Source organism: Bremerella sp. TYQ1 (genome assembly GCF_020150455.1).
In the GTDB taxonomy this organism is placed as follows: Bacteria; Planctomycetota; Planctomycetia; order Pirellulales; family Pirellulaceae; genus Bremerella; species Bremerella volcania_A.
The window spans coordinates 5,142,725-5,166,928 of record NZ_CP083740.1; the positions used below are offsets into that span (position 1 = coordinate 5,142,725).

Below are 24,204 nucleotides of genomic sequence, written 5' to 3' on the forward strand. Positions count from 1 at the left end.
TTGGATTATCTCGGAAGGCAAGCCAAAATGTCGGAAAGTCTTGTGAGGGTAACATCAGGGTGTATTGGCAACATTCGAGCGTCATCCTTCCGCAGTCGTAGACTGCGCTGGTCTCCGGCGAAGAGTGCAGTTTTCATGCCAACTTGGGAGGCTGGCTGGATATCGTTCAGCATGTCGTTGCCAACATACAAAATATGACACGCTTCCGTTCCCTGGTCGGCTAAACTTCGCGCGGCGGCTAAATAAAGATCAGTTCCTGGTTTGGCGACACGATGCTCGTACGAGAAAAAACAGTTCTCCGGGCGAAATCCATTTTCCTCAAGCGACCCGCCGAGATGGCTTTCTACGATTTTCGGCGTAAAGTACTGGGCATTGCTGATGATTCCCAGCGTTAACCCTTGCTGACGGAGGGTCTGCAGAACCTCTTGAAAATCGGGCATCGGCCACGTTGGATTCACGCGCGACTCGAACTCCCAGGCAAACAGTTTCATATCGAAGTCGCACGGCAATTCGATCTGCCCTCGCTGCATCTGGGCGTCGAAAAGTTTTTGCCAAATTTCTTCGATCACAATCTCGGGATAAGAAGTGCCTCTTTTAGTGGCAATTTTGTGATCAGCTTTGATCAACGAATACAGTTGAGCGACCATGTCTTCGGCAGGCACTTTGCACTGCACTTCGCAGGCGTCGAACGTGGCTTGCAGCGCCGAACCTTTGGTCATTTCCATAGCGGTACCGACGTCGCCGCTTCCGCTGACTAATAGGGTGCCGTACACATCGAAGAGTACCGCTTGAATGCCTGGCAGCTCTTTCAAGTCAGCGGCCATGTCGGTGGGAATAGGCTGAAGCGGTTGACTGTTTCGCTTGAGGATTTCAGAGAAAGTGTTCATGCGTTTTCCAATCGCACTGGATGAAAGCGAGAGAGTTCGACGAATTGCCGCAAGATTCGATTGGCTCCATTGAACGACGAAACTGGGCCTGGCTTTTGTCTCATCAGCTGTTGATACCGTTCACGGAGGCGTTCGCCGGTTCCCTTTAAACCGAATTTAGTCAGTACGATCTGCGAGTTGATTTGGATCGTCGAATCGAAGTTGGCGTTCTCTTCGGTCAAAGGACGCATCACGTGCGCGTTCTCTTGCACGATCGCTTCGCCGAGAGCTTTGTCTTTGGCTACCGCGCGGACCACTTCGCGTTGGGCTTCGACGGTCAGCAGCGCGAAGTCGATCCACTCGTCGCTGAGCCGTTCGTCGAGCTGCTTGTCTAAGTCTTCCGGATCGTCTTGGCCGAAATCTTGCAGTACCTGGGTGAAGAGCTTCGACATCTTCTTGCGATACTTGCTTTCGGTGAAAACCTCGCGGCCATCGATCGGGCTTCGCTTGGGTACATGCAGCGATGGGGTGAGGCTATCGAGCCGGAGACCCGCTTCTTTAAAGTCGGCGGAGATCTCGGGCAAATCGCGACCGATCAGCAAATTGTCGGCCAGCCAGGCTTCCAGGAACACGAGCCCGAACCCTTCGGCAACGCTGGTGTTGATGATGGCATCGGCCGCGGCCAGGTTTTCTAAAAACGAAAGCCCTTCGTCGCCACCAACGTCGAACTTGCACGGCAGATGAAGCTCTTCGACGAGCGATTGCCAGGCCTGATACGGTTTCAGTTCGACCGGATTGAGGGGGGCAAGCGTGATGCCGAAGGTCGACCCGGTCGGTGCGATGGCGGACCACAGGACCAGTTCGCCTACGTTCTTCCGGCGGATACCACGCACCGGATAGAGGATGTATTGATCGCTCGACTTGACGCCGAGCTTATCCCGCAGTTTTTGGCGAGCATCGGCACGATGGGGCAGCACCGGAAATGGCTGGACCGGGTTAGGAAGCCAGGTCAGCTTTTCCTCCGCGAAGCCTGCTTTTTCGAGAATGCCGCGGTCGCGCGAGTTGAGGACAGCATAATGGACGTGTGGGGCCTGAAAGTAGACTTCGGCCATCCCGGTCCCTTTTTCGGCGTAGAATTCGACTTGCCGACGATAGTTATCGGGGCGGAAGTCTTCCGCGAAGTCGTGCAGCTGAAGCAGCATCCGAAAGCCTTCGCTTGCCAAGCGAGCGAGGGCGTTGGGCCACGCGACGTTTTTGCCGAGCGTGTGATTGTGGACGTGCAGCAGCGTTTCCTCGGGAGCAAGACCAAGCTTCTCGAGCGTTTCGGAGGTGGCTCGGTAAGGAGCTTCTTCGCCGACGGCGACGACGGTGTCGTAGTCGATACTCGGGATTTCGACCAGTTCGACTCCTTCCAAGGCAGGCTCGGAAGCTTCCGGCCAACCGGTGGCTCGGCCGCCATAAAGAACGAGGACTCGGTCGAACAGTTCCCGGGCCCCAGCTTCGTGCAATGCTCGGAGGTGATTCAAGATCACCTGAGTCACGCCGCCGCGATTGAGGTGATGATGCACGATTGCCAGGTTCATTCCGTTTCCTCGTATCGAAAGGTGTCGTCGAGTATCGCAAACAAAACGTCTCGGCGCATTCTCCACTGCCCTGTGGACTGTTAAGCTAGACTTGGATGCCCATAGAATCAAGTCGGGCCCCCTGTGTAGCCCCTTTGAGGAACCTTATCTTCATGAGCGATGACGTCGAAAGCTTGCTGGCTTCTCTTTCCGAGGGGAATCAGGCCGCCGCGGAAAAGCTATTGCCGGTGCTTTACCAGGAACTCAAAGGTATCGCGAATCAGCATATGCGAAACGAACGTGCCGACCATACGTTGCAAGCGACGGCGTTGGTGCACGAAGCCTTTCTGAAACTGGTCGATCAGAACCGGGTGCAGTGGAAAGGAAAAGCCCACTTCTGCGCGGTGGCATCGAACATCATGCGGCGGATTCTCGTCGATCATGCTCGAACGAAAAACGCCGCCAAGCGGGGCAAAGGGGCCCAGCGGATCACGCTCGAAGAAGGGCTCGTCGCTGGCGATCCACAAAACAATGTCGACTTAGTCGAGCTTGACGAACTGTTAACAGAACTGGCCGAGCTGAATCCGCGACATGCCAAGATTATCGAGATGCGTTACTTCGCAGGCATGACGGTGGAAGAAACGGCCGCGGCGCTCGACGTTTCCGTTTCCACGGTGAAAGGGGACTGGCGAATGGCCAAAGCCTGGCTGACGTCGCGGCTGGAAGATAATTCGAGTTCCTGAACTGCGATACGCGGTCCCTACCAACTTTGAAACCTCGTTAGCGCGACGTATGACCCCTGAAGATTACCGGCGACTTTGCGATGCTTTCGAGCAAGCGGTGCAACTTCCTTCCGAGAACCGCGAGCGTTGGCTGGATAGTCACTTTGCGGATCGTGCCGATCTGCGGGACGAACTGCTGCGGATGCTGGCCAACGATGAGAATTCGGCTTTGGACAATTCGCCGGTGCATCAGCATATGGCGGTCGACGACTTGACCCCTGCGACGGTTGATCTCGACCCAGAAAAGACCGCCAAAACCAAGCGACCGCCTGACACGATCGAAGCAGTGCCGGGCTATCAGCTGATGGACGAACTAGGCCGCGGCGGCATGGGAGTGGTGTTCAAAGCGAAGCAACTTTCGCCGGAACGTATTGTCGCCGTAAAGATGATCCTTTCTGGACAGTTTGCGTCGGCTCAAGAGATTCAGCGTTTTCGCGCTGAAGCAGAAGCGGCCGCGAATCTTTCGCATGCAGGGATCGTACCGATCTATGAAGTGGGGCATCACGATGGACGACACTTCTTCTCGATGGGATATGTCGAAGGGCGTAGCCTGGCCGATGTGATTCGGGAGGGAGGATTGAGCCCGGACGAGATCGCCGAGTTGGTTCTGCAGATTGCCCAAGCGATGGCGCACGCACACTCCGTCGGCATCGTGCATCGCGACTTGAAGCCGTCGAATATCTTGATCGACGCGGACGGCCGCCCTCGCGTGACCGACTTTGGTCTGGCGAAGCGGATGGATGGCAACTCCGACATGACCTACTCTGGGCAGATCCTCGGTTCGCCGGGCTACATGGCTCCGGAGCAGGCTTCCGGCAAAAATCACCTCGTCGATCACGCGACCGATATTTATGGTTTGGGAGCCATTCTGTATGCCCTTTTGACCGGCAAGCCCCCTTTCTCTGCCAACAACATGCTGGAAGCGATCGATCAAATTTGCACGGTCAATCCTGTGCCGCCGCGGAAGTTGAATTGGAACGTTCCTCGTGCCTTGGAAACGATCTGCTTGAAGTGCTTGCATAAGACGCCTGCGGCCCGATACCGCAGCATGAAGGAGGTCGCGTCCGACTTGGAATCGTTCCTCAGGCACGAACCGATCCGCGCGAAACCGCTAGGTATCGGCGAGCGGATTGTTTATTGGGCCCGCAGAAAGCCTGGCTTGGCGAGCACATTGGCTTGCGTGATCTTGTTTTTCATCTACCACGCGATCAGTTCGTACGTGTTGAAAGAAGAGGTCTCGGCACGGCCATGGTTTCGTGTGGCGTCGGTCGGGTTCGCAATCGCGTTTTCGGGAGCGGCATGGTTCTTCCAAAGAATGTACGAAAAGCCCAGCCGCCGAAAGGTGGCCATTTATGGCTGGATGACATGGAACTTCGTGCTGCTGACGGGCCTGCTGTTTACGGTGCATGGCGCCGCGAGTCCGTTATCGTTGATCTATTTATTGTTGGTCGCGGCAAGTGCGACGCTGTATGAAAAGGGGCTCGTTGGCTACACGATGAGCCTCGCTGCGGCAGGCTATTTGATGCATGTGCTCGTAGGAGCTACGATTCGCCCGGTCGGCTACGTGAACTTCTTTGATGCGACCGCCATGATGCTGTCGATCGTGATTCTGGGAATGATCCAGTACTTCGTCGTGCGGAGAATTCGGTTGACGATGGACGAAGGGTAGAGGCCTTCTTGCGCAGAGTTCAAGCCCCAGCCACCGAAGCGTGGTGGTGGGGCGAATGACATGGTGAAAGCCTCTCGGCTTGAACCCCGTTAGCTTCCGCCGACGACGGTGTACTGTGCCGTGGAGTCGGCCGGTTTGGTGACAACGGCGCGGAACGACTGGCCGGGGAATTGGCGTTTGTCCAGGCGGAAAGTCACCTTATGTCGGCCGGGCAAGATATCCGTTTTGATTTCTTCCGCGGCAGGGAATTCATCGTCGACGATCCAGGCCGTGACTCCTTTCGTCTCATTCATCGAGATCCCGATCTCGCCACCGTCAACCACTTCAATCTCGGCTTGCAGGAACAAGACAGGGCTATCGATCTCGCTTAGATCGGCGAGCGGCAATTCGCCGTTCACTTTGCCATAAACGGGCAGCCAGGCGTCTGGTTCAAGTCCGAGAATCTGCGATTCAAATTCGCCGGTGGAAGGATTCGCTTCTCCTTGCAGCGACTCGGGGACTTCCAGCAAAGCACGCCATCGCTGGATGGTCGGTTCGCTACGAATGCCGTAAGGACCAGGCTTGCCGAGCTCGGCGACATAGGCAACAAGATCAAGGAATTCTTCTTCGGTCAGGAAGTTGGCGAGGCCCTTGGGCATGAGCGACCCCCCTTCCTTTTCCAGATCGATGTCGTCGGCCGGAATGATGATCTCGTTACCGTTGGCGTCTTTTAAGATCGTACGGTCGTCGTTTTCGTCGGCGACAATCCCTTGATGCATCTTGCCGTCGAAGTCGACAATCGACTTCATGATGTACGCCTCTTTGACCGCCATCTCAGGAAAGAGAATCGAGTTGATCACGTAGTCGACTGGGCTGGTGGCACCCACGGGGCTGAGGTCAGGTCCGATTTGACCGCCGGCACCACTGATCGCGTGACACTTCAGGCAGCTCAGTTCTTTGCGACGAAAAACTTCTTCGCCTCGGGCCGGATCGCCTTGGTCGAGGACTTTGGCGACGAGTGCTTGAAGCTGATCGTCGGTGAGCGGATCTGGGTTGTTGTCGATCCCCGCGGCCGTACTCAGGATGTCGACCAACGACTGATCGGATCGTCCGACCGAGTACATCTGGCGGAGGCACATCTTCGCGACGTCGCCGTCGAGTTCTTTCCCGGCCAACGCATTGGCAAGAGCGTCCGGGCCTTTGGTGTCGGCCAGAAACGCATCGATCATGTCGGCAGGATCGGTGGAAGTATCCGCCGACGTAAGCACTTTGGCGGCCGCTTCGGCTGCTTTCTGGATATCGATGTTCGCCAGTGCGGAAACACCAAGATAGCGAATCGAAAGAGGCTGGCTTTCATCGGTCAGCTTGGCAACGGTGGCGGCCGTTTTGTCACTGCCGGTTTCGATTAAGGAATCGATCGCCAGGCGGCGGAGTTTCAATGGTTGATCATTGTTCAACGCGATTGCGGCAAGCGTATCGGCGGTGGCTTCCACTTTCCAAAGACCGGCAAGCTGAATGCCGAGTGTCTTGGTGGCAGCTTGATCGCTGGCAATCAGATCGCTCACCGCGGAAAGATCCCCGGCAGGAACCAGGTTGCGGCTTTCGCTTGCTTTCTTCAATGCACTGAGGGCTTCCTTTTGAAGCGCCGGACTGAAGCCATCGGGCTTGGTGGCTTCCTGAAAAAGGATGCCGAGGTTTTCGGCGTTTCCGCGCTCGGCAATCATGCCGACGACGGTACCGACACGCGATTCCGGCAGCTTGCCACTTTGCAGCAGGCGAACCATCGCATCGGTCGCCCCTTGAGCCGAAGCAGTCTGGGGAGCCGCAAGCAAAACGCTGGCCACGAGGAAGCAACCCAGGAGAAAGAATCGATTCAACATCTTCAAATGTTCCGTAGGAAGGCGGGAGGTCTATCGAAAAAAAGAGTCACCCCCTTACGAGGATGACTCTTCCTTGTCATCGATCAACGGTAGAGCATTAGCCCTGCTTGGCACGCTTTTCGAGCGTTGCCAAGGTTTCTTTCAGGGTGTACTCCAAGTAGTAGTCTTGATCGTACAGCAGCGACTGGAGTGCGATCTCCTGGGCACGTTCGACATCTTCGCCTTCGAAGAAGCTAAGTGCTCGGATCGCTTCCAGGCGAACGCGAGGATTTTCGTCGTTCACTTGGGCTTCCAGCAGATCGAGCGAACCGGGCACACGGTCACGCCAATAGCACAGCACACGCGTGGCAGCTGCCCGAGCACGGAAGTCGCCATCGGTCAGCATTCGCTTGAGGAGTTCGACATCGACCAGGTCCAGGTTTTGCTTGACCCACAACGCTTCCAACATGTGGTGGTTGTTCATGGAGTCGTTCTTGTCGAGGCCTGCCAACCAGGTTTCGATGGCGGCGTTGACTTTCTCGCCGTCATACTTGCGTAGTTCGCGACGAACGCGATAACGCGTACGGTACTCTGGTTCCTTCAAGAGGTCGAGCAGTTCTTCAATCGAAGCACCGTCGATCTTCGGAGCTTTGACCAAGTCGTTGCCGGTGTAACGAATGCGCCAGATACGACCGTGGTGCTTGTCACGCTTCGGATCACGCAGCGAGTGCTGCATGTGACCGACCAGTGGGTTGTACCAGTCGACGATGTAAAGGGCACCGTCAGGGCCGAACTGGATGTCGACGGGACGGAAGCTGGTGTCTTTCGAGACCAGCAACGGATCGACAGGATCGGCGTGCACACCGCTGCCTTGGTCTTTGACTTTGTACTGCAGGATACCTTGGAAGCCGATGCAGTTGTTCAGCAGGTAATTGCCTTGTGCCGATTCAGGGAAGTTACGGCTGGAGACCAGTTCGCAGCCAGCGGTTGGACGCCACTGCTTTTTCAGGAACTGCTCCATACGGCCATGCTTCTGCGGGTAAACGACGTCGCCACTGAATGCGGTACCAAAGTAGTTGGCCCCGCCGGATGCGTCGGCAACGTAGTTTTGGCCCCAGTCATCGAACGTATGCCCCCAAGGGTTGGCGAAGCCGTACGAAACGAAGATGTCGAGCTTTTCGGTCAGCGGTTCGTAACGGAAGATGCCTGCATTGGCGAGACGTTCCGGGCCGTAAGGGGTTTCGACTTGCGAATGGTGGAAGGTGCCTTCCTGGAAGTACAATGCCCCGCCAGGTCCCCACGTGAAGGCGCTGATCGAGTGATGCGAGTCGGCCGAATCGAACCCATGCAGAACCATTGTTCGTTCGTCCGCTTTGTCGTCGCCATCTTTATCTTCCAGGAACATTAAGTTCGGCTGCTGAGCAACATAGGCTCCGCCGTCGCCCAGTTCGATCCCGGTCGGAATGTGCAGGCCATCGGCGAAGACGGTTTGCTTGTCGGCTTTACCGTCGCCGTCGGTGTCTTCAAAGATGAGGACTTTGTCGTCTGGTGGCGTGCCAGGCAAGTACATCGGATAGCTTTCCATGGTGGTCACCCAAAGACGGCCTTTGGCGTCGAAGGCCAACTGCACAGGGTTTTCCAGTTCTGGGAATTCAACTTCCGATGCGAACAGATTGATTTCGTAGCCTTCTGGAAGCGAAAAGGTTTTGGCTTCCGCCTCGGGCGAGAAGATATCGACGGGGCGATTGACGTTGGTTTCGATGTCGGTGAAATCGCCGGTGTTGCTGTCGTCGACTTCGGCAGGAACCGTTTCGCCGTTGGCAACTTTCCAGATACGCTGATCGCGGTTGTCGATCATCTTGCGCAGCTTGGCGAATTCGGCAGGGAAGTTAACCACGCCGAATGGATTCTTACGGCCACCATAGATATAGAAACCATTGACCGCACGGTGATCGTAGAAGAACTGCAAGTCCTTCTCTTTCACTTCAGGATACAGGGTAGCCAGTTCGGTCTTGTACTGAGGGGCGGCACCGAAGAGGGCTTCGTCCAGGACTTTGCCGAAGACCTCGTAACCGGCGTCGTTCATGTGAACGCCGTTGATGGTCAGATCGCTCTCGCCTGCCATAGGTTCCAGCATGGGTGCGAAAACGTCGGCATAGACGACATCGTGCTTGTCAGCCAAGCGGTGCATGGCTTCGGCGTAAAGAGCGATGTTCTCGTTGTTCTTCTCGCCGGTCGGTAGGAAGCGGGAACGAAGGTCTTCGTGAGGGATCGGCGAAACGAGTACCAGGGTTGGGCTCTTGCCGTCGTACTTGGTGGCTTTGGTGTCGGCGATGAACTTTTCGAGGTCTTTCTCGAACTTCTCCAAACCGGCTTCACCGGCGAACGATTCGTTGAAGCCGAAGAACGCCATGATCACGTCTGGCTTGTGATCTTCCAATTTGTGGCCGTGGTCGTTGAAGTCTTTGCTGCGCGGACGCAGGGTGATTTCGTCGGCCGACCAACCGAGATCGCGAACGACCAGGTTGAGTTCAGGGAAGCGAGCCTGAAGTCGGGTTTCAAAGTGCGGGAAGTATTGCATCCGCTCGGCAAGCGTATTGCCGATGTAGACAATTTTGTCTCCCTTCTTCAGTTCCAGCTTGGCTTCCGCGCGGGCATCGGAAGAGATCAGCGAGACGCACAGGCCCAATAGCAGGGCCGCAGCACACGATGGTCGAATCATGATGTTCCTGTGATTCAAAAGTAACCGAGACATGAGTGTTTCGAGCAGGGCGGGGGCAGTCGCAACTACGAGCAGAGGGCCCATGTCGCTTTGCCAACAAACCAGGTAGGTTGCTTGAGGTACCCTTAGCGACGCTGTTAAGCGTCACAGCGGTGCATCAAGCCTTCTGATTATAAACGCGGCTTGAAGTCGGTTGGAAGCTTTTCCATGGGAGCGAAGCTTGTCAAATTCCGACATATTGGGAGCAATCGGACAAGAGCGTGGGAAAATCCGACGTTAACACGGCGTTGTTTCTATCTAGGGGCGACGCAAACTTTTAATTTTCTTACGGCTCTTTGCGGAGATGCCGTCGAAACCGATTTTTGAACGCTGTTTAACGGTTCAAGCTGTTTTGGCCTGCGAACGCTGGACGGGTACCGTGAACGCGTAGGATTCGCAGCACTTCACACACCGTGCCGGCGTCTCGATTGAGGTGCGTGTGTAGCGAATTGACCATAATTTCTGTTTGTACGCCGGGTAGCCGCGCACTTGAAACTGGCACGATCGTATCGTTTTGGCCATCGTGAATCGACCACCATCCGTTGCCCAGAATGGTATGGGCAGGAATGTGCGGAGCAATCGGCAAGCGATAGATGCCCGTCAGCAGGAGGCTTTTCGGAGAGATCAAATCGAGACTGATCGGCACGCGGTGGCGGAACTCTTTGCGGAACGCGGCCGGGTTGTCTTGAATCAACTGCTTGTGGGCATCGTGGAGGCAAGGATCTTGGTGAACCAGCGTCGACGAGACATGCCCTGTTTTAGCCGATAGGTGCGTTGTTCCTTGATGGGGCGTCCCGATGAAGACGAGCCTGCCGACGTTGGGCGAGTGCGTAAAGTAAAACTGGTCGCGAAGGTAATCCTTCATCTTGTCAGGCGCGTCGAGCGAGCTAAGCGGCTGGAAGGCGGCATGCTCCCAAAGGGTGTTGCCGCTGTCGGTCGCTTGAAGTTTCGCGACGAGACCACCCATGCTGTGCCCGACGAGGACCATGTTGCGAAGATCACGATCAAAACCGCTAGGGTCCATCTCTCGAACGATCTGATCGAGCTGATCACGCAGAACGGCCGCGGTCTCCAGGAACGGTGCGCCGGTCGGATAGTGAAATGCCCAAACTTCGTACCGGGCCGCCAAGTCAGGATTGCTGTCGATTTCGTTGGCAATCCCCGCCCATGTGTAGGGTGCCGAGAGAAGCCCATGTACGAAGACGACAGGGATCTTTCCTTTGCGGTGCGGTTCGAGAATGAATAGCCCGCGATCTTCCATGTTTTTATAGGGATGCATCGCTTTGAGCTTCGATTCGCCGCGCGTTTCGCTCAACAGGTATGCATAGGGAGCCGTGGTGTCTTTGGCCAGCGGTACCTGGCGGCAATTGAATTCGACATCGCCTGAAGAACGTGGGTCGTACAGTTCCAGCTTGGCAACGACTTGTTCAACATGCGTTCCTTCCGGAGTAAAGGCCTCCGTCGTGGCATCGTATAACGACAGTTCGCTCTCGGGTCGCAATATACCGGTAACCGCGAAAGGAACTTCCGGTGGGAACCACTTGTCCGCCTTCTTGCGTTCACGAATACAGACCATCGGCACACCAAGGCCCGGCGAACGATGTTCGGTCAGCAAGTACTTCGATTTGTAGTCGCCGACGATGTGCCAGCGATCGAAGTCTTCAGAGGTGCGTTGGAAGTTGACGTATTCAAATTCGACAATCTTATAGCCGCCATTGACCGGCAGTTTGATGCCGCACTCTTTATCAATGAAGCCTGCTTTGTCGGCGATGAAGATCAGTCGGGCCAGCGATGAATGATAAACCTGCCAGGCTCGCTGAGTCCCTTTGGAAGTCTCAGGCTGAGGCGGCACCGATTGCATGTATTGATAGGCTGCGATTGCGGCGTCGAGATACATATTCATGGCCGACTCGTCGAGTTGCTTGTCCGCATCGACGGCCATGGCATAGTACGATTCGGCTTTTCGCAATTGAACGTCAATTGGTTCTGACTGCTGAACGCTCTCTTCGACGACCGGCATGCCAGGCATTCCCGGCATGTAAAGTATTTCTCCTTCACCGAGTTCGCTTTGGAAGAATTCGGGGCCGATGTTCTCAGGCTCGGAAAACACTTCCATCGGCGCGCGACGCGTGACCGGCGTTTCGATTCGTTCGCCGCCGTGATCGAGTAAATTCGGCATGCTCGAATTCCGACCGATGGGACGTCCGGTGATCGATTCGCCGCGAGTTGTCACGACTTCTTCGGTAGCGGTATCAACGATGTCTTTTGACGTGGAATTAGAAGTCGCGTTGGCCGGGGCTTCTAGTTCAAGATCGAATGCACACAGCTGAACGACGCTGTGATGGTTGCCGGCGGAAAGTTCCTCGACTTCGAATTCAAGATGGTCGAGTTCGACGGCGTCGATCGACGTGACTTCGCACGGATTCCACCAAATACCAAAGGGATATTGCGATTTCGGGTTAGCTTCCGGGCACGGAGCTACCATCTGCGGATCGCGCCAGCGTCCTTTTTTGCAGAGTGCGCAGCCAGAAGCGAACTGAAGCAGCAGTATCGCAGCGCAAAGTGTGGTAAATGTCGGCTTCCAGCGGACCACGAGATTCGCTTCCTGCAACATTGGGTGGGGAGTTTGTCGCGGCACGCTATCCGTTACAACATGCGCACGAAGGGAAATCCAATCCAGATTTCGCCGCGAAAGACTACCTCACCGAAAAGGTCTGCGCAGCTAAATGTCGTTGCGCAAGCAAGAAATATCACCCGAAACATTTCGGGTGATAGCGAATGTTTGTTTTATGCCTGTTCCGGCGGAGCGAACTAGGCTCCGGCTGGGGCTGTTTGCTTGGGGAACAAGGCGGATTGCCAACGAGCGGCACGTTCGATGTGCTGCTGAACAATGTTGCAAAGTTCCTGGCGATTGATCGGTTTCAGCAGGAAGTCGGATGCACCGTTTTCAACCGCCTGGGTGACATGCATCCAGCTGGACTGCCCTGTCAGAAAAACGACTTGAGTCCACGCGTTACGCTGTTTCGCGAAAACCAACATGTCCAGTCCGTTGATTTCAGGCATCTCGATATCGCTGATCAACAGATCGCAGCAATTGGTCGAGATCCACTTCTGTGCTTCGTGGACATCGGTGAAGTCGTAAAGTTCCAATTCGTTGCCAAAGGCACCTCGGAGTATTGTCTTGACCAAACGGACGATGCCACCATCGTCGTCGAGAATCACCGTTTTGAGCTTGCGGTTCGCCATGGTAAAGATCCTGTTGCCCCCGAGAATCATTGAAATGGAATGCGTTTCCGGAAGAAACCTAGGTTACAATTACATGTTATGTGCGTTCCGTTTGTGGGAGCCCGCACCCCATTGAGCAAGCCTTCAGATGTCGGAGTAACGGTCTTATGGAAGATGTCGATTTTGTGGCCGTACGCACGTGCCAGAGTCACGAGGAAGCAACTATCATTCAAAACGCGCTGAAAGCGGAAGGAATTCCGTGTGCCCTTGATAACGACCATCAAGGTGGACTTACTGGAGTCCTGGCGATCCGAATTTTAGTGCCTAGCGAAAAGAAAGCAGAAGCGGAAGCGTTTCTCAGCGAACATCACGCTGACTAAGCGTTAGCCCTGCATGGCCTGAATAGCGGCGGCTGCTTCGGTGACTGCCGACGGCAAGTCGTTGCCATCCAGCCAGAGCCGAGGTGTACGAACATTCTCTTGAACGGCCTGAGCAAGTTGAGCTTGCAGGCCGTTTTTTTCTTCTTGCGACCACCAGTTCTTTTCGGTGTCGCCAAAGGTGTTGTCGGGACGGTTCCAGTAAATCGTCAAGCGTGGCGCAAATGCGGGATCGATCTTAGGTACGGTGGCTTGCTGAAGGATACTTGCGAGACCATACCACCAGGGCAAAATGGTGACGCCGTTGCCGGGGGGAAGGCTGCGATCGATTGCCGAGGTATCAGCAGCTTTTCGCGCCGATTGCAGGAGTGCCTCTTTCGACGAGGACGAGGCCCAAGAGAAATTAGCACACGATACAAAGGATTCCCCTAGTTCGCTCTGTACCGAATCGCAAAGCTGTTTGACCGCCGGACCAGGAAGAGCAGCGATTTCAACGACCGGTGGGCTTTGCGAAAGATGCTGCCAGATCTCGCCGATCGTGGTGTTCAGATCAGGATGGCGCATCTCGGCGGCGACTTCAGCGGCCGGCTGCATTACGAATCGGCGAAAGCTCATACGGGGATGCGGCACGGTAAGTTGCGCCGTATTGATGAGCTGCTCGTCGTACAGAAGCAAATCGAGATCCAGCTTGCGAGCACCCCAGCGTTGAACACGAACGCGTCCATGGTTCTGCTCGACGTCGATCAGCCGCTGATGAACTTCTTCGGGAGTGAGTTCGGTGGAAAATTTCGCAGCCGAATTGAGAAAATCGGGCTGTCCGCTTGGTCCACCGACAGGCTTGGTGACAAGCAATTCACTTTGAGCCAGAAGGGTCAGCTCGGGCATCGCCGCGAGTTGTTCGATTGCCTGCTGAAGTGTTTCGCCGCGATCTCCCAGGTTAGCGCCCAGGGCAATCAGGATATTGGGCACAAGTCAGTCTTTTCGCACGCGGGAACTTCGGGTGAACCGGAAGGATGGAGTGTTGATTGGGAGACTAAAAAAAGCATGAAGGGATCTCCGTAAACAGACTCGAGAGTCTGTCGCGCGTCGCTCCATTCAGTCGTCGCCCTTCAAACTTTTTTAGCAGAGAGTACGCCAACCTATTGTGACAATTCCCTTTGCCGGAAAGCAAATCTCTCGCTGATCTCATATGACCTCTGGTTTCTCATCACCAGGCATCCGCCAATGCCGCTTCGCCTGTTGAAGTTACAGTCAGTGCCGAGCGCGCAACGATCCCATGGGATGTCTTGTATGCGAGCCGGGAACCGTCAGGTCAGAACGACCAATCTGCAACGAATAACACAGGCTTTGGAGGAGAAGAGAGGTGTTTAAGACGCGATTAGCGTCTCTTGGTTCCAATCAACATAGGGACTAATTTTGCGAAGCGGCGCCGAGTTGTCAAGCAACCATGTAAATCTTTTTTTCACATCGCGATTCGCGCTTGATTTTGTCGACGATTTTTCTTTGAAGAAGTCCTGCCTATCTTGCGCAGATTTTATTGCGTCAATTTTAGTGCTGAAAAGTTAGTGCAGTATTAATGCAGGTGTATTGCAAAACACGTTCGTGTTTAGTCAGTAAAATGATCGGTAATAGAAACAGCGTTTAGGCCATGCGGCGATGCGAAAGTGCGGGTAATTCCGTACGAATCTTACGCTGAGCTGCTAAGTCGATCTCGGCATAAACGATGCCTGGTTCGCGGCTGCCGGCTCGCGAAAGAACTTTCCCCCATGGGTCGATGATCATCGAGTTCCCGTAGCACTGGATCGAATCTGCATAAAGACCACATTGATTGGCCGCAATGACATAAATTTGATTTTCAATAGCGCGTGCACGCGCAAGAACTTCCCAGTGGGCTTGACCGGTCTTGTCCGTAAATGCCGCTGGTAAAACGCAGACTTGCATCCCGTCTTCCGTCAGCCGACGAAAAATTTCGGGAAATCGCAAATCGTAGCAAATCGCTTGGCCGACATGCCCGAGCGGTGTCGAGGCGACCGAAAGTTGACTGCCGGCGCGCACGTAATTGGATTCGATGACTTGCACATCTGGCAAGTTGATATCGAAGCAATGAATCTTGTCGTAGGTGGCTAACGTTTGACCAAGAGGACCAAACAAAACACTTCGGTTGATCACTTTTTCAGGATCGTCGCTATCGGCGATCGCAAGACTTCCGGCGCATAGCACGATCTCGTGTTGGATGGCCAGCTCGCGCATTCGTTTCAGGATGGGGCCATCCGTCGATTCGGCATTTTCGCGTAGCTGCGAGACTTTTCCGAGAAAGGGAAACAGCTCGGGAAGGACGATCAGCTTCGCCCCCTGTTCGGCGGCATCAACGATCATCGATTCCGCTTGTTCCAAATTGGCCGATTTTTCCGCCCCAGAATCCATTTGTAGGGCGGCGACGACGTATGGCGGGATCATCTGAGGGGGTCTCCAAGGTTCGTTTTTTTCGCGATGTGCACTATACTTGTACACGGACTTGGGTGGCTGACGTGGCCCTCTTCGGGTTCGTGCCACCATTATTTCTCGGAATTGCCTGAGCCCAATGAGTATTCATTCCGAAAACGAGCAGGATGAATTGTCGCGTTTGCAGCACACCATGCTGGAGGCCTCCATGGGTGAGCCCCGCCGGGTGGAATTTCTCCACCAGCTCCTTGGGGAGGCGGCTTGCTATCGACTGGCGATCTACGAGATCCCACGTGACTTCTTGTTGTCGGTCGTGGTCCCGATTTTCAACGAAGTGAATTCTCTGCAGCAAGTTATTGCAGCAGTTCGCCAGTGTGGTTTCAAGTGTGAAATCATTTTGGTCGACGACGGCAGCACCGACGGAACGCGCGATCTGCTGGAATCGCTGCGTGATCAGCCCGATTTGAAGATCATTCTGCATGAAAAGAATCAGGGCAAAGGGGCCGCGCTGGCAACCGGATTCAAAGAAGCGACCGGCGATGCGGTGATCATCCAAGACGCCGACTTAGAGTACACGCCGAAAGACTATCGTGCTTTGCTTCAGCCGATTATCTGTGAAGGAGTCGACGCCGTTTACGGCAGCCGTTTCATCACCGGCCAACGTAACGTCCCGCGCGTGCGTCACTATATGGCGAACAAGCTGGTCACGCTGTGGTCGAACTTGTTCACCAATCTACTGCTCACCGATATGGAAACCTGTTATAAGGTGTTCCGCCGCGAGGTTATTCAAGAGATCGCCCCGACGCTGCGAGAGAAGCGATTTGGCGTCGAGCCAGAGATCACCGCGAAGCTGGCTCGTCGAAAAGGGCTGCGTATCCGCGAAGTTCCGATTCGTTACTTCCCCCGCACGTTTGAAGAGGGGAAAAAGATCGGATGGAAAGATGGCATCCGAGCCTTGTGGTGTGCGATCCGCTATTAAACCTAACCACCACATTCCCCTCTTTCCCTGCCCATGAATGATGCCCCGTCGGTGAATCAAGCGTCCGCGACTGTCGACGCGGACTTGATCCGCAAGACGCAACGCGCGACGCGGCTGACGATGATTGGGCAGATCGCGGGGCAGATCATCTCGCTTGTGGTGCTCGCCGAGCTTTATCGGCTTGTCTCGCCGATTGAATTCGGTCTGCTCGGAATGTTCATGCCGATCACGTTGATGGTGCGTGCGTTCGGTTCGCTGGGCATGGACATCGCGACCGTCCAAAAGAAAGGTTTGACGGACGAACAAGCGACGACCCTCTTTTGGTATCAAGTCATTACCGGAGTGATTATCACGCTGGTGCTTGCGGCGATGTCTCCGTTGCTTTCTTACTGGTTTCAAGCGGAACGTTTGCTACCGGTCGGGCTTGCGCTTTCGGGGACGGCACTGCTCTACAACAGTTACTCACAACATAAATCGCTGGCGGAAAAGAAATTGCACTTTGGCCGGCTGACAATCGTCCGCGTGTTGTCGCTGATTGTCAGTGGCGTGATCGCGATTGTCTTGGCATGGAACGGCTGGGGTGTCTGGGCTTTGGTGGTGCAGCAATATGCAGAGCTGATCGTGCTGAACATCGGGTTCTGGGCGATTGAACCATGGCGGCCAGGCAAATGTGCTCCGATGTCAGACGTTCGGAACCTGTTAGAGTTCAGCGGATACTATACGCTCAGCGGGATTTTCTTTTCGGTAGGGCAGAACCTCGACAAGATTATCCTGGGCGTTGTTTTTGGTTCGTCTGCCATCGGTCATGAATGGATCGGCTATTACACCCAGGCCTACAATCAGATGATTCGCCCGGTCTATTTGCTGACTTCTCCAGTGACTTCAGCAATGCTGCCGGCGTTATCGCAGGCGAAGGGGAATCGAGAGTCGTTCAGTGCCCTGGCTGGATCGTTCTATCGTATGGTGGGAATCATGTTGGCCCCCTGCTCCATCGGCATGATGATGGTTGGTGACGAATTGATGCCGGTTCTCGGTGGCAGCGACTGGTACGAATCGGGCGGTATCTTGGCAACGCTTGGGCTCATGATTCTCGCGCAAAGCTGGATCAATATTACCGGCAGTCTGATGAGCGCTGCCGGACGTGCCGATCTGCTGGCGTTGGGGGCATTTGCCAACTTCGTTGTTCTATCGGTTGCGTGTGGGTCTGCGTACTACTTCACCACCTACAGCGACCCGCAATTGTTTACGATCAATCTCGCTTCTTCCGTGATGCTTTTCACGGTGCTTTTCTGCCTGCCGTATTTGGCGTTTAGCTTTCATTACTCGGGCGTCGACGTAGCACGAACGTTTCGATATCTGTTCCCCTCGTTGGCTTCTTCAGTGGTGATGGGAGCAGCTGTGTACCTGGTAGGACTGCTCCAAGAGCATCATCCGGTATCGTTGACGCTGGTCGAAGAGATTGCCGCTGGGGTTGTCGTTTACGTTGTGTTGGCAAGAAACGAGGTGCGTTGGCTCTGGCGGCAACTTCGCGGACTGAAAGCAGAAGAAGAGATCCACACAGTCGTTGATTAAAGACTGCCTAAAATGGATTCACCACGATGCTTGGGGCGGGCCATTACCAATTGGCTGACGCCGATCTGGCGTTCGTGGAAGCCCGCTTCGCAGTAGGCCAGATAGTATTCCCACATTCGCAGGAAGTACTCGTCCATGCCCAGCGCACGAATACGAGGCAAGTTCTCCTGGAAATTCTCTCGCCAATCTGCCAACGTACGCGCGTAGTGTGGACCAAAATCTTCGGAGTGCACAATACGCATGTCGGTTCGACGGGCAAGCGATTTTGCCATCAAATGATAGGACGGCAAAAAGCCACCGGGGAAGATGTATCGCTGAATGAAGTCGACTCCGCGTGAGTAGCTTTCGACACGTTCGTCCGGAATGGTAATGACTTGCAGGGCCATCGTCCCGTCCGGTTTTAGTAGCGAACTGCACTTCTCGAAGTAAGTATCCAGGTAATCGCGACCGACAGCTTCAATCATTTCAATACTGACGACGTGATCGAATTGGCCGGTCAGGTCGCGGTAGTCCCGTTTCAATAGGGTGACGCGATCTTGCAGGCCTGCGTCTTCAATTCGCTGACATGCATATTGGAACTGCTGCTGTGAAATGGTTGTGGTGGTGACGTGGCAGCCGTAGTGCTTCGCAGCATACTCGGCAAATCCACCCCAACCGGTGCCGATTTCCAGCACGCGGCTGCCTGGTTTAAGATCGAGTTTTCGGCAAATGCGATCAAGCTTTGCCAAGGAAGCTTCTTCCAGCGTTGCATGCTGATGGTTGTAGATACCGGAAGAGTACATCATTGTCGGATCGAGCATCAGTCGGAAGAACTCGTTGCTCAGATCGTAATGGGCAGCGATGTTTTTACGGCTACCATGCTTTGAGTTGCGAGTCTGCCACTGCACCCAATTTCGCCATGGTGCGAGCCAGAACGAAGCACGCCGCTCGATCCCTTTTAACGACTCCAGGTTCCGGCCCATGATACGAAGCAGCGCCGTCAGGTCGCTACATACCCACTTTCCTTCCAGGTAAGCTTCCGCAGCGGCGAGCGTTCCTCCCAGCATCATGTGTCGATAGACGCGAAGATCGTCGATGCGAACGACTGCCCGGAGTTCGACATCGTGGCTGGGGCCGAATTGATGCTGTCCCAGTGGATCGATAATCAATACGTGCCCCGCTTCGATCTTCGCAAGTGTGCGATGAAGCAAGCTTCGACATTGCCGAGCGACCCAGCAATGGAGACCCGAAGAAACCTGGGGAAGCGCTTCGCGCAGTCGTAGCCCGGGATGCTCGATCGCCAACTCGTTTACAACGCTTCGCTCGCGCGAGCAGGCAGTCGGCTTGTTTCGAGTTTTCGCGGATGAGGATAGATGGGACATCGTTTCCACCAGAGTTTCCAGGCTTCTAAGTAAATTGCAGCGACAACTTTCAAGCTCATCGCGGGCATTCGCCACATAAACCGTCGAAGTACGCTTCGAGCTAACGGTCTTTTTTCAAGTTGCATACCGGCATGAAAGACACGGCGATCTCCTTGCCAGTTTTCCAGGCGGACATCAAGCGGCTCGTCGAACGAACGAAACGTCCAGCGGTACGTATGATCCATGGGCATAAACGGTGAAACATGCATCTGCTTGGCATGTTGGCATGTCCATGCCTGCTGGGCATCGTCCCACTGCGGCTGCAGAAGATAGACTTGCTGCTCGCCCCACGGAATGTTGTTAACCTCAGCGAGAATGTACTGCGGTACGTGGGACGTTTCGTCGGGAAAAACAAGGAACAGATTGAGAGGGCTAAAGTAGTGGCCGAAGTATCTCAGTTGCGTGACCAATCGGATGGGGCCACGGCAACTGCTTCCCGTGCGTTCCAGGATTAACGATTGAACACGTTCCGTAAGCGAACCTTGCTGATCCTGAAGGTGAGCATTGCGAGGAAAAGATACCGACGCCCAGCGGTGATCCGACAGCACATTGCCGCGTCCGACGACATCGTCTAGTTCCGCCAGGTCGAACTGAGCCATCGTCAGGCGGTAGTTAAACTGGTGGTCGACGGGGCCGAAGCGTGCGTGGGAGACCGTTCCTTCGTACAAACAGCTGTGCATGCGTCTAGGTTCTTTCCAAAGTATTCAGCCACGGCCAAGGCACTTTTCACGCCATCTTCATGGAATCCATAGCCACACCACGCACCGCAGAAATAAGTACGATGCTGCCCTTGGATCTCGGGAAGACGCTTTTGAGCAGTGTAGGAATGGCGGTTAAACGCCGGGTGATCGTAGTTAAACGTCTGAAGGACTTTTCGGGGGTCGATTCGGTCCGAAATGTTCAAGCTCAACAGAATAGGTGTCGGCGACGGAACGTTTTGGAGACGTGAGAGGTCGTACGTCACGCTGGCCGTTGTCTGATGTTGATCTGGCAGGAAGTAGTTCCAGCTTGCCCAGGCATGACGGTGCGTTGGCATTAGCCTGGTATCGGTATGCAGGACAGCGTCGTTGGGCTGATAGGGGAAATGCCCCAGAAGCTCTTGCTCTTGCGGCGTTGGACTGGCCAGGATACGCAACGTTTGATCGGCGTGGGTCGCGAAGATGACCTGGTCGAACTGCTCAACCTCGTCCGCTTCGGTAATCACAGCAACATGATCCGAGTCCCGTAAAACACTTTTTACGGCCGAGTTCAAACGAACCCGATCACGCAGGGGTTGAATCAGCTTTCGGACGTACGACTTCGAACCACCGACGATCGTCTTCCATTTAGGCCGGTTGGTGATCGCCATCAAACCATGATTGTCACAAAAGCCAAGAAAGAACTGGGCGGGGAATTCGAGGATTTGTTCAGGATCGGCGGACCAGATCGCGGCTGCCATCGGCAAGAGATACTTTTCTCGAAACATGTTCCCGACGCGGCAGCGCGCCAGGAACTCGCCGACTGTTTCGCCTTCGCGGAGGCTTCCATTCGAGACTGCCTCGGTACCAAGACGATTGAAGCGGAGGATATCGCGAAGCATTTTCCAGTAGCCAAGCGACGTAACGTTTCGCCAAGCGGGGAATAGGCCGCGCAGGCTACTTCCTTGGTACTCCAAGCCACTCTTTTCGCAGCGAACGCTGAAGCTCATGTCACTGCCCTGTGACGGGACGTCCAGCATTTCCAGCATACGGCAGAAGTTTGGATAGGTTCGTTCGTTGAACACCATGAACCCAGTGTCGACGTCGTAAGGCTTGCCGTCCACTTCACAGGTAACAGTATTGCTGTGTCCGCCGGGGTAGTCTGCGGACTCGAACAGAGTGACGTCGTGATCGCTGTGTAGTAGCCGCGCGGTAAGGTTACCGCTGATTCCTCCGCCGATGATCGCGATACGCTGACGATTCATTCCAGATCCTAAACCGAAGGAGAGTGGGAATGGGACGAGTAGGATTCGGTCGACTTCTTAGGTGCCGGCGGCCATGGGAAGAAGCTACTGGTGCGGCGTATATAGTCCGCATATTCTGGTCGCCGCGTTTGAATTCTCTTTTCAAGGTGAGCCACCCCCGAGAACCAAAGCAAGCAAAATGTCATCAGAGCCGGTCCGATGATTGTCCACCAGGCAGAAGGATCGGCGGAAAGCACCAGCACGTAATAACCCCACCAAACCAGGAAGTCGCCAAAGTAGTTGGGGTGTCGTGTATAGTGCCATAGCCCCTTGTCGAGCACTTTACCTTTGTTGTTGGGATCGCTCTTGAAGCTGGCAAGTTGATAATCACCAATCGCCTCGAAGCTGATTCCGATCAACCATAGTAACCAGCCAACTGGCGTGAGCGAAGTAAAGTGGCCGTCGAGCGTCGGCATTATTTGAAGTGGTAGAGAAACGACCCACATGATCGCGCCCTGAAGACCAAAGATCACGACCAGGCTGAACAACGCAAAGTTTCTGCCTGGCTTTTCTCGCATTTCGGCGTAGCGAGAGTCTTCCCCCTTGCCGATGTTTCGCCAAGAAAGATAACCAGCCAGCCGACAACCCCAGATGGTGACCAGAATGGTCGTTACCCAAGCAAGAGGTTTCGGTGATGGAACACAAAGCAAAGAGACCCAGGCAACGACAACAAAGCCGAACCCCCAGAACAGGTCAACAATACTCGCATCTTTCAGCCAGAGACTGAGCAGCCAAAGGGAGAACATGCACCCTGCAATGACGGCGGCGTTGACCAGAAGTAGGTTGGAAAAGTCCATGAAAAAGCTGCGGAACGTCGTTGGTGTTTTTTAACCTAGCGACATGTACCGCAGCAATTTCCGGGCCTTAACAGCTTGGCGGAAAGATTTTTAGCTCTTCTTTTGCTCGGCAATCCAGCGGTCGATCAAACGTTCCAGGACCGGAAGCGGAATCGCTCCGTTGTCGAGCACCGCGTTGTGGAACGCTCGAAGGTCGAACTGATCGCCCAATTCTTGTTCTGCTTTAGCACGCAGTTTTTTGATCTGCAACTCACCAATTTTGTAGGCGAGCGCTTGCCCTGGCCAAACGATGTAGCGATCGACTTCGACCGCCACTTCCAGATCGCTTTTGCCGCTGTTCTCTTTGAAGAACTTAATGGCTTGCGAGCGACTCCAACCTTTGTTGTGAATGCCGGTGTCGACGACCAGGCGGCAAGCTCGCCACATCTCGAAGGTCAGCTGACCAAACTTGTCGTACGGCGTTTGATAGAAACCCATCTCTTCCCCCAGAGACTCCGCGTACAGGGCCCAGCCTTCCACGAAGGCCGTGTAATGTCCCTGGCGGCGGAACATTGGCAAGTCGGTAAGCTCTTGGGCTCGGGCAATCTGCAGGTGATGTCCCGGGCAGGCCTCGTGAAGCGTAAGGGCCTCCATTTCGTATTTCGGCCGACTGTCGAGTGCATAAGTGTTTGCCATGAAGAACCCTGCTCGGGCAGCTTCGGCCGATCCTGGGTAATAGCGAGCCGAAGTCTGATTAGGTGCTTCGTAGTCGGGAAACGCTTTCACCCCGTACGGCAAGCGGGGCAACTCGACAAACAGCTTGGGAAGTTCGGCATCGACACGCTTTGCAATATCGCGGTATCCACGCAACAGATCGTCTGCTTCGGTGTAATAAAACTGAGAATCGGTTTTCAGAAACTGAATGAACTCTTCGAAGCTCCCTTCAAAACCAGATTCGCGAATGACTTTTTCCATTTCGCCACGAATTCGCTTCACCTCGCTCATGCCGATCTCATGAATCTCTTGGGGAGTCAGATCGGTCGTTGTCGAATAGCGGCACTTGTAGGCGTAATAATCACGGCCGTTGGGCAAAGCGGCTGCACCAATGATCTCGTCACCTTGCGGCAGATACTCGTCTTCGATGAACTTCTTAAGGTTCAGCATCGCTGGAAAGACTTGGTTCGCGATCGCCGTTTTGCCTAGCTTTTTCAGGCGTAGCTGTTCCTCTTGCGAGATGCTTTCGGGGAAGTCGACAAATGGCTTGTAGAGAGGACTGTCGGTCGCGTCCGCAAGCACTTGGCCGCTGATTTGTTTGGGAATACTACGAAGCGGGCCGGCTGGCTGAACCCAGCGTTTCTCGATGCCTTCTTTCAACAACGCAATGTTTTGCTGCAAGTAAGCAGGGTAGGCATTCAAGCGGGCAATGTAGTTTTCATAATCCTCGACCGTTTGAAACGGCATTTGCTCGGCAGTGAACGCCAAGTCGAACTGAGGACCGCCGAGTTGGTCGATCGCCAAAAGCTCGGTCGGATACTTTTGCCCATCGATGGCTCGGCGAACGTTGTAGTCAAACAGCTCGTACGAAAGAAGATCTTGTCCATTCAGTTGGCCTGCATCGATCTGCTTGAGCTTTTCCAGCAATTCGTGCGGGTGCTTATCGCGCTCAGTGATTGCCTCGCGCGAGAGATCGGTCCACTTATCGTTACCGCGTGGATCGCCAATGGACGTTCCCATCGTGGGATAGTTATTCAGACGCCACTGCCAATCTTCCTCGAAAAGCTGGTGCAGCTGCGCCGAAGCGGTATTTTCCTCCGCGGAAAGCGAAGTTGGCAGCGCGAGCGTCAGCGCGGCAAGTACGATCAAGCGAATCATCGGCATGGGAAATCCTTGTAGGCGATTCAGAAATGAAGGCAAACCAGGGGATGCCTCTATTCTGAACGACGTTGGATTTCCCGCCAACCTAGTAAATGTACA

General features: G+C 54.6%; 18 protein-coding genes. 5 read left to right on the plus strand and 13 right to left on the minus strand.

The annotated features are described in order from the left end of the window. Nucleotides 1-5: 5 nt before the first annotated feature. Nucleotides 6-887 carry an HAD family hydrolase gene (locus tag LA756_RS20990; RefSeq protein ID WP_224436681.1) on the minus strand — a complete coding sequence of 294 codons (882 nt, stop codon included), beginning with the start codon at nucleotides 885-887 and terminating at the stop codon, nucleotides 6-8. Further along, the gene (locus tag LA756_RS20995; protein ID WP_224436682.1) at nucleotides 884-2,449 is read right to left on the minus strand and encodes a hypothetical protein; all 1,566 of its coding nucleotides are present in this window, start codon (nucleotides 2,447-2,449) and stop codon (nucleotides 884-886) included. The genes LA756_RS20990 and LA756_RS20995 overlap by 4 nt, the downstream gene beginning before the upstream one ends. Nucleotides 2,450-2,601: 152 nt before the next feature. Here LA756_RS20995 and LA756_RS21000 point away from each other — a divergent pair, with 152 nt between their 5' ends. Beyond that, nucleotides 2,602-3,171, plus strand: coding sequence for a sigma-70 family RNA polymerase sigma factor (locus LA756_RS21000; protein ID WP_224436683.1), 570 nt, complete (start codon nucleotides 2,602-2,604; stop codon nucleotides 3,169-3,171). Nucleotides 3,172-3,220: 49 nt separating this feature from the next. Continuing rightward, nucleotides 3,221-4,879, plus strand: a complete 1,659-nt coding sequence (locus tag LA756_RS21005; RefSeq protein WP_224436684.1) for a serine/threonine-protein kinase — start codon at nucleotides 3,221-3,223, stop codon at nucleotides 4,877-4,879. Nucleotides 4,880-4,968: 89 nt separating this feature from the next. Here LA756_RS21005 and LA756_RS21010 read toward each other — a convergent pair whose 3' ends face one another. The 4 genes from LA756_RS21010 to LA756_RS21025 all read right to left on the minus strand — a co-directional run bounded on the left by LA756_RS21010 (nucleotide 4,969) and on the right by LA756_RS21025 (nucleotide 12,724). Next, entirely contained in the window at nucleotides 4,969-6,738 is a 1,770-nt protein-coding gene (locus LA756_RS21010; protein ID WP_224436685.1) for a c-type cytochrome, read from the minus strand. A gap of 97 nt (nucleotides 6,739-6,835) precedes the next feature. Next, the gene (locus LA756_RS21015; RefSeq protein WP_224436686.1) at nucleotides 6,836-9,439 is read right to left on the minus strand and encodes a PVC-type heme-binding CxxCH protein; all 2,604 of its coding nucleotides are present in this window, start codon (nucleotides 9,437-9,439) and stop codon (nucleotides 6,836-6,838) included. A 373-nt stretch (nucleotides 9,440-9,812) separates the two neighbouring features. After that, the gene (locus tag LA756_RS21020; protein WP_224436687.1) at nucleotides 9,813-12,071 is read right to left on the minus strand and encodes a triacylglycerol lipase; all 2,259 of its coding nucleotides are present in this window, start codon (nucleotides 12,069-12,071) and stop codon (nucleotides 9,813-9,815) included. A gap of 218 nt (nucleotides 12,072-12,289) precedes the next feature. Continuing rightward, nucleotides 12,290-12,724, minus strand: coding sequence for a response regulator (locus LA756_RS21025; protein ID WP_224436688.1), 435 nt, complete (start codon nucleotides 12,722-12,724; stop codon nucleotides 12,290-12,292). A 146-nt stretch (nucleotides 12,725-12,870) separates the two neighbouring features. Between LA756_RS21025 and LA756_RS21030 the strand changes: the two genes are divergently transcribed. Then, entirely contained in the window at nucleotides 12,871-13,083 is a 213-nt protein-coding gene (locus LA756_RS21030) for a DUF2007 domain-containing protein (protein ID WP_224436689.1), read from the plus strand. Between the two features lie 3 nt (nucleotides 13,084-13,086). On the opposite strand, the gene folK is transcribed toward LA756_RS21030, so the two are convergent. Then, the gene (gene folK / locus LA756_RS21035) at nucleotides 13,087-14,049 is read right to left on the minus strand and encodes a 2-amino-4-hydroxy-6-hydroxymethyldihydropteridine diphosphokinase (RefSeq protein ID WP_224436690.1); all 963 of its coding nucleotides are present in this window, start codon (nucleotides 14,047-14,049) and stop codon (nucleotides 13,087-13,089) included. A 672-nt stretch (nucleotides 14,050-14,721) separates the two neighbouring features. Beyond that, nucleotides 14,722-15,537, minus strand: coding sequence for a carbon-nitrogen hydrolase family protein (locus LA756_RS21040; RefSeq protein WP_224436691.1), 816 nt, complete (start codon nucleotides 15,535-15,537; stop codon nucleotides 14,722-14,724). Nucleotides 15,538-15,661: 124 nt separating this feature from the next. On the opposite strand from LA756_RS21040, the gene LA756_RS21045 reads away from it, so the two are divergent. Beyond that, nucleotides 15,662-16,501, plus strand: a complete 840-nt coding sequence (locus tag LA756_RS21045) for a glycosyltransferase family 2 protein (protein ID WP_224436692.1) — start codon at nucleotides 15,662-15,664, stop codon at nucleotides 16,499-16,501. 51 nt (nucleotides 16,502-16,552) lie between these two features. Then, nucleotides 16,553-18,073: a lipopolysaccharide biosynthesis protein gene (locus LA756_RS21050; protein WP_224436693.1), complete on the plus strand. Its 1,521-nt coding sequence runs from the start codon at nucleotides 16,553-16,555 to the stop codon at nucleotides 18,071-18,073. Here the strand turns inward: LA756_RS21050 and LA756_RS21055 are convergent. The 5 genes from LA756_RS21055 to LA756_RS21075 all read right to left on the minus strand — a co-directional run bounded on the left by LA756_RS21055 (nucleotide 18,070) and on the right by LA756_RS21075 (nucleotide 24,108). After that, the gene (locus LA756_RS21055; RefSeq protein WP_224436694.1) at nucleotides 18,070-19,434 is read right to left on the minus strand and encodes a cyclopropane-fatty-acyl-phospholipid synthase family protein; all 1,365 of its coding nucleotides are present in this window, start codon (nucleotides 19,432-19,434) and stop codon (nucleotides 18,070-18,072) included. The two genes, LA756_RS21050 and LA756_RS21055, sit on opposite strands and share 4 nt — an antisense overlap. Next, nucleotides 19,362-20,153, minus strand: coding sequence for a DUF1365 domain-containing protein (locus tag LA756_RS21060; protein WP_224436695.1), 792 nt, complete (start codon nucleotides 20,151-20,153; stop codon nucleotides 19,362-19,364). Before LA756_RS21060 ends, LA756_RS21055 begins: the two co-directional genes overlap by 73 nt. Continuing rightward, nucleotides 20,075-21,415, minus strand: coding sequence for an NAD(P)/FAD-dependent oxidoreductase (locus LA756_RS21065; RefSeq protein ID WP_224436696.1), 1,341 nt, complete (start codon nucleotides 21,413-21,415; stop codon nucleotides 20,075-20,077). Before LA756_RS21065 ends, LA756_RS21060 begins: the two co-directional genes overlap by 79 nt. Nucleotides 21,416-21,423: 8 nt before the next feature. Beyond that, nucleotides 21,424-22,251, minus strand: a complete 828-nt coding sequence (locus LA756_RS21070; protein WP_224436697.1) for a DUF1295 domain-containing protein — start codon at nucleotides 22,249-22,251, stop codon at nucleotides 21,424-21,426. A gap of 90 nt (nucleotides 22,252-22,341) precedes the next feature. Continuing rightward, nucleotides 22,342-24,108 carry a DUF885 family protein gene (locus tag LA756_RS21075; RefSeq protein ID WP_224436698.1) on the minus strand — a complete coding sequence of 589 codons (1,767 nt, stop codon included), beginning with the start codon at nucleotides 24,106-24,108 and terminating at the stop codon, nucleotides 22,342-22,344. Nucleotides 24,109-24,204 lie beyond the last annotated feature (96 nt).

Bases quoted from the DNA above. Each gene is read 5' to 3' on its own strand.
- LA756_RS21075 (WP_224436698.1), bottom strand. From the start codon at position 24,108: ATGCCGATGATTCGCTTGATCGTACTTGCCGCGCTGACGCTCGCGCTG.
- LA756_RS21055 (WP_224436694.1), bottom strand. From the start codon at position 19,434: ATGTCCCATCTATCCTCATCCGCGAAAACTCGAAACAAGCCGACTGCC.
- LA756_RS21030 (WP_224436689.1), top strand. From the start codon at position 12,871: ATGGAAGATGTCGATTTTGTGGCCGTACGCACGTGCCAGAGTCACGAG.
- LA756_RS21065 (WP_224436696.1), bottom strand. From the start codon at position 21,415: ATGAATCGTCAGCGTATCGCGATCATCGGCGGAGGAATCAGCGGTAAC.
- LA756_RS21005 (WP_224436684.1), top strand. From the start codon at position 3,221: ATGACCCCTGAAGATTACCGGCGACTTTGCGATGCTTTCGAGCAAGCG.
- LA756_RS20990 (WP_224436681.1), bottom strand. From the start codon at position 887: ATGAACACTTTCTCTGAAATCCTCAAGCGAAACAGTCAACCGCTTCAG.
- LA756_RS21025 (WP_224436688.1), bottom strand. From the start codon at position 12,724: ATGGCGAACCGCAAGCTCAAAACGGTGATTCTCGACGACGATGGTGGC.
- LA756_RS21015 (WP_224436686.1), bottom strand. From the start codon at position 9,439: ATGATTCGACCATCGTGTGCTGCGGCCCTGCTATTGGGCCTGTGCGTC.
- LA756_RS20995 (WP_224436682.1), bottom strand. From the start codon at position 2,449: ATGAACCTGGCAATCGTGCATCATCACCTCAATCGCGGCGGCGTGACT.
- LA756_RS21000 (WP_224436683.1), top strand. From the start codon at position 2,602: ATGAGCGATGACGTCGAAAGCTTGCTGGCTTCTCTTTCCGAGGGGAAT.
- LA756_RS21010 (WP_224436685.1), bottom strand. From the start codon at position 6,738: ATGTTGAATCGATTCTTTCTCCTGGGTTGCTTCCTCGTGGCCAGCGTT.
- LA756_RS21045 (WP_224436692.1), top strand. From the start codon at position 15,662: ATGAGTATTCATTCCGAAAACGAGCAGGATGAATTGTCGCGTTTGCAG.
- LA756_RS21070 (WP_224436697.1), bottom strand. From the start codon at position 22,251: ATGGACTTTTCCAACCTACTTCTGGTCAACGCCGCCGTCATTGCAGGG.
- LA756_RS21040 (WP_224436691.1), bottom strand. From the start codon at position 15,537: ATGATCCCGCCATACGTCGTCGCCGCCCTACAAATGGATTCTGGGGCG.
- LA756_RS21060 (WP_224436695.1), bottom strand. From the start codon at position 20,153: ATGCACAGCTGTTTGTACGAAGGAACGGTCTCCCACGCACGCTTCGGC.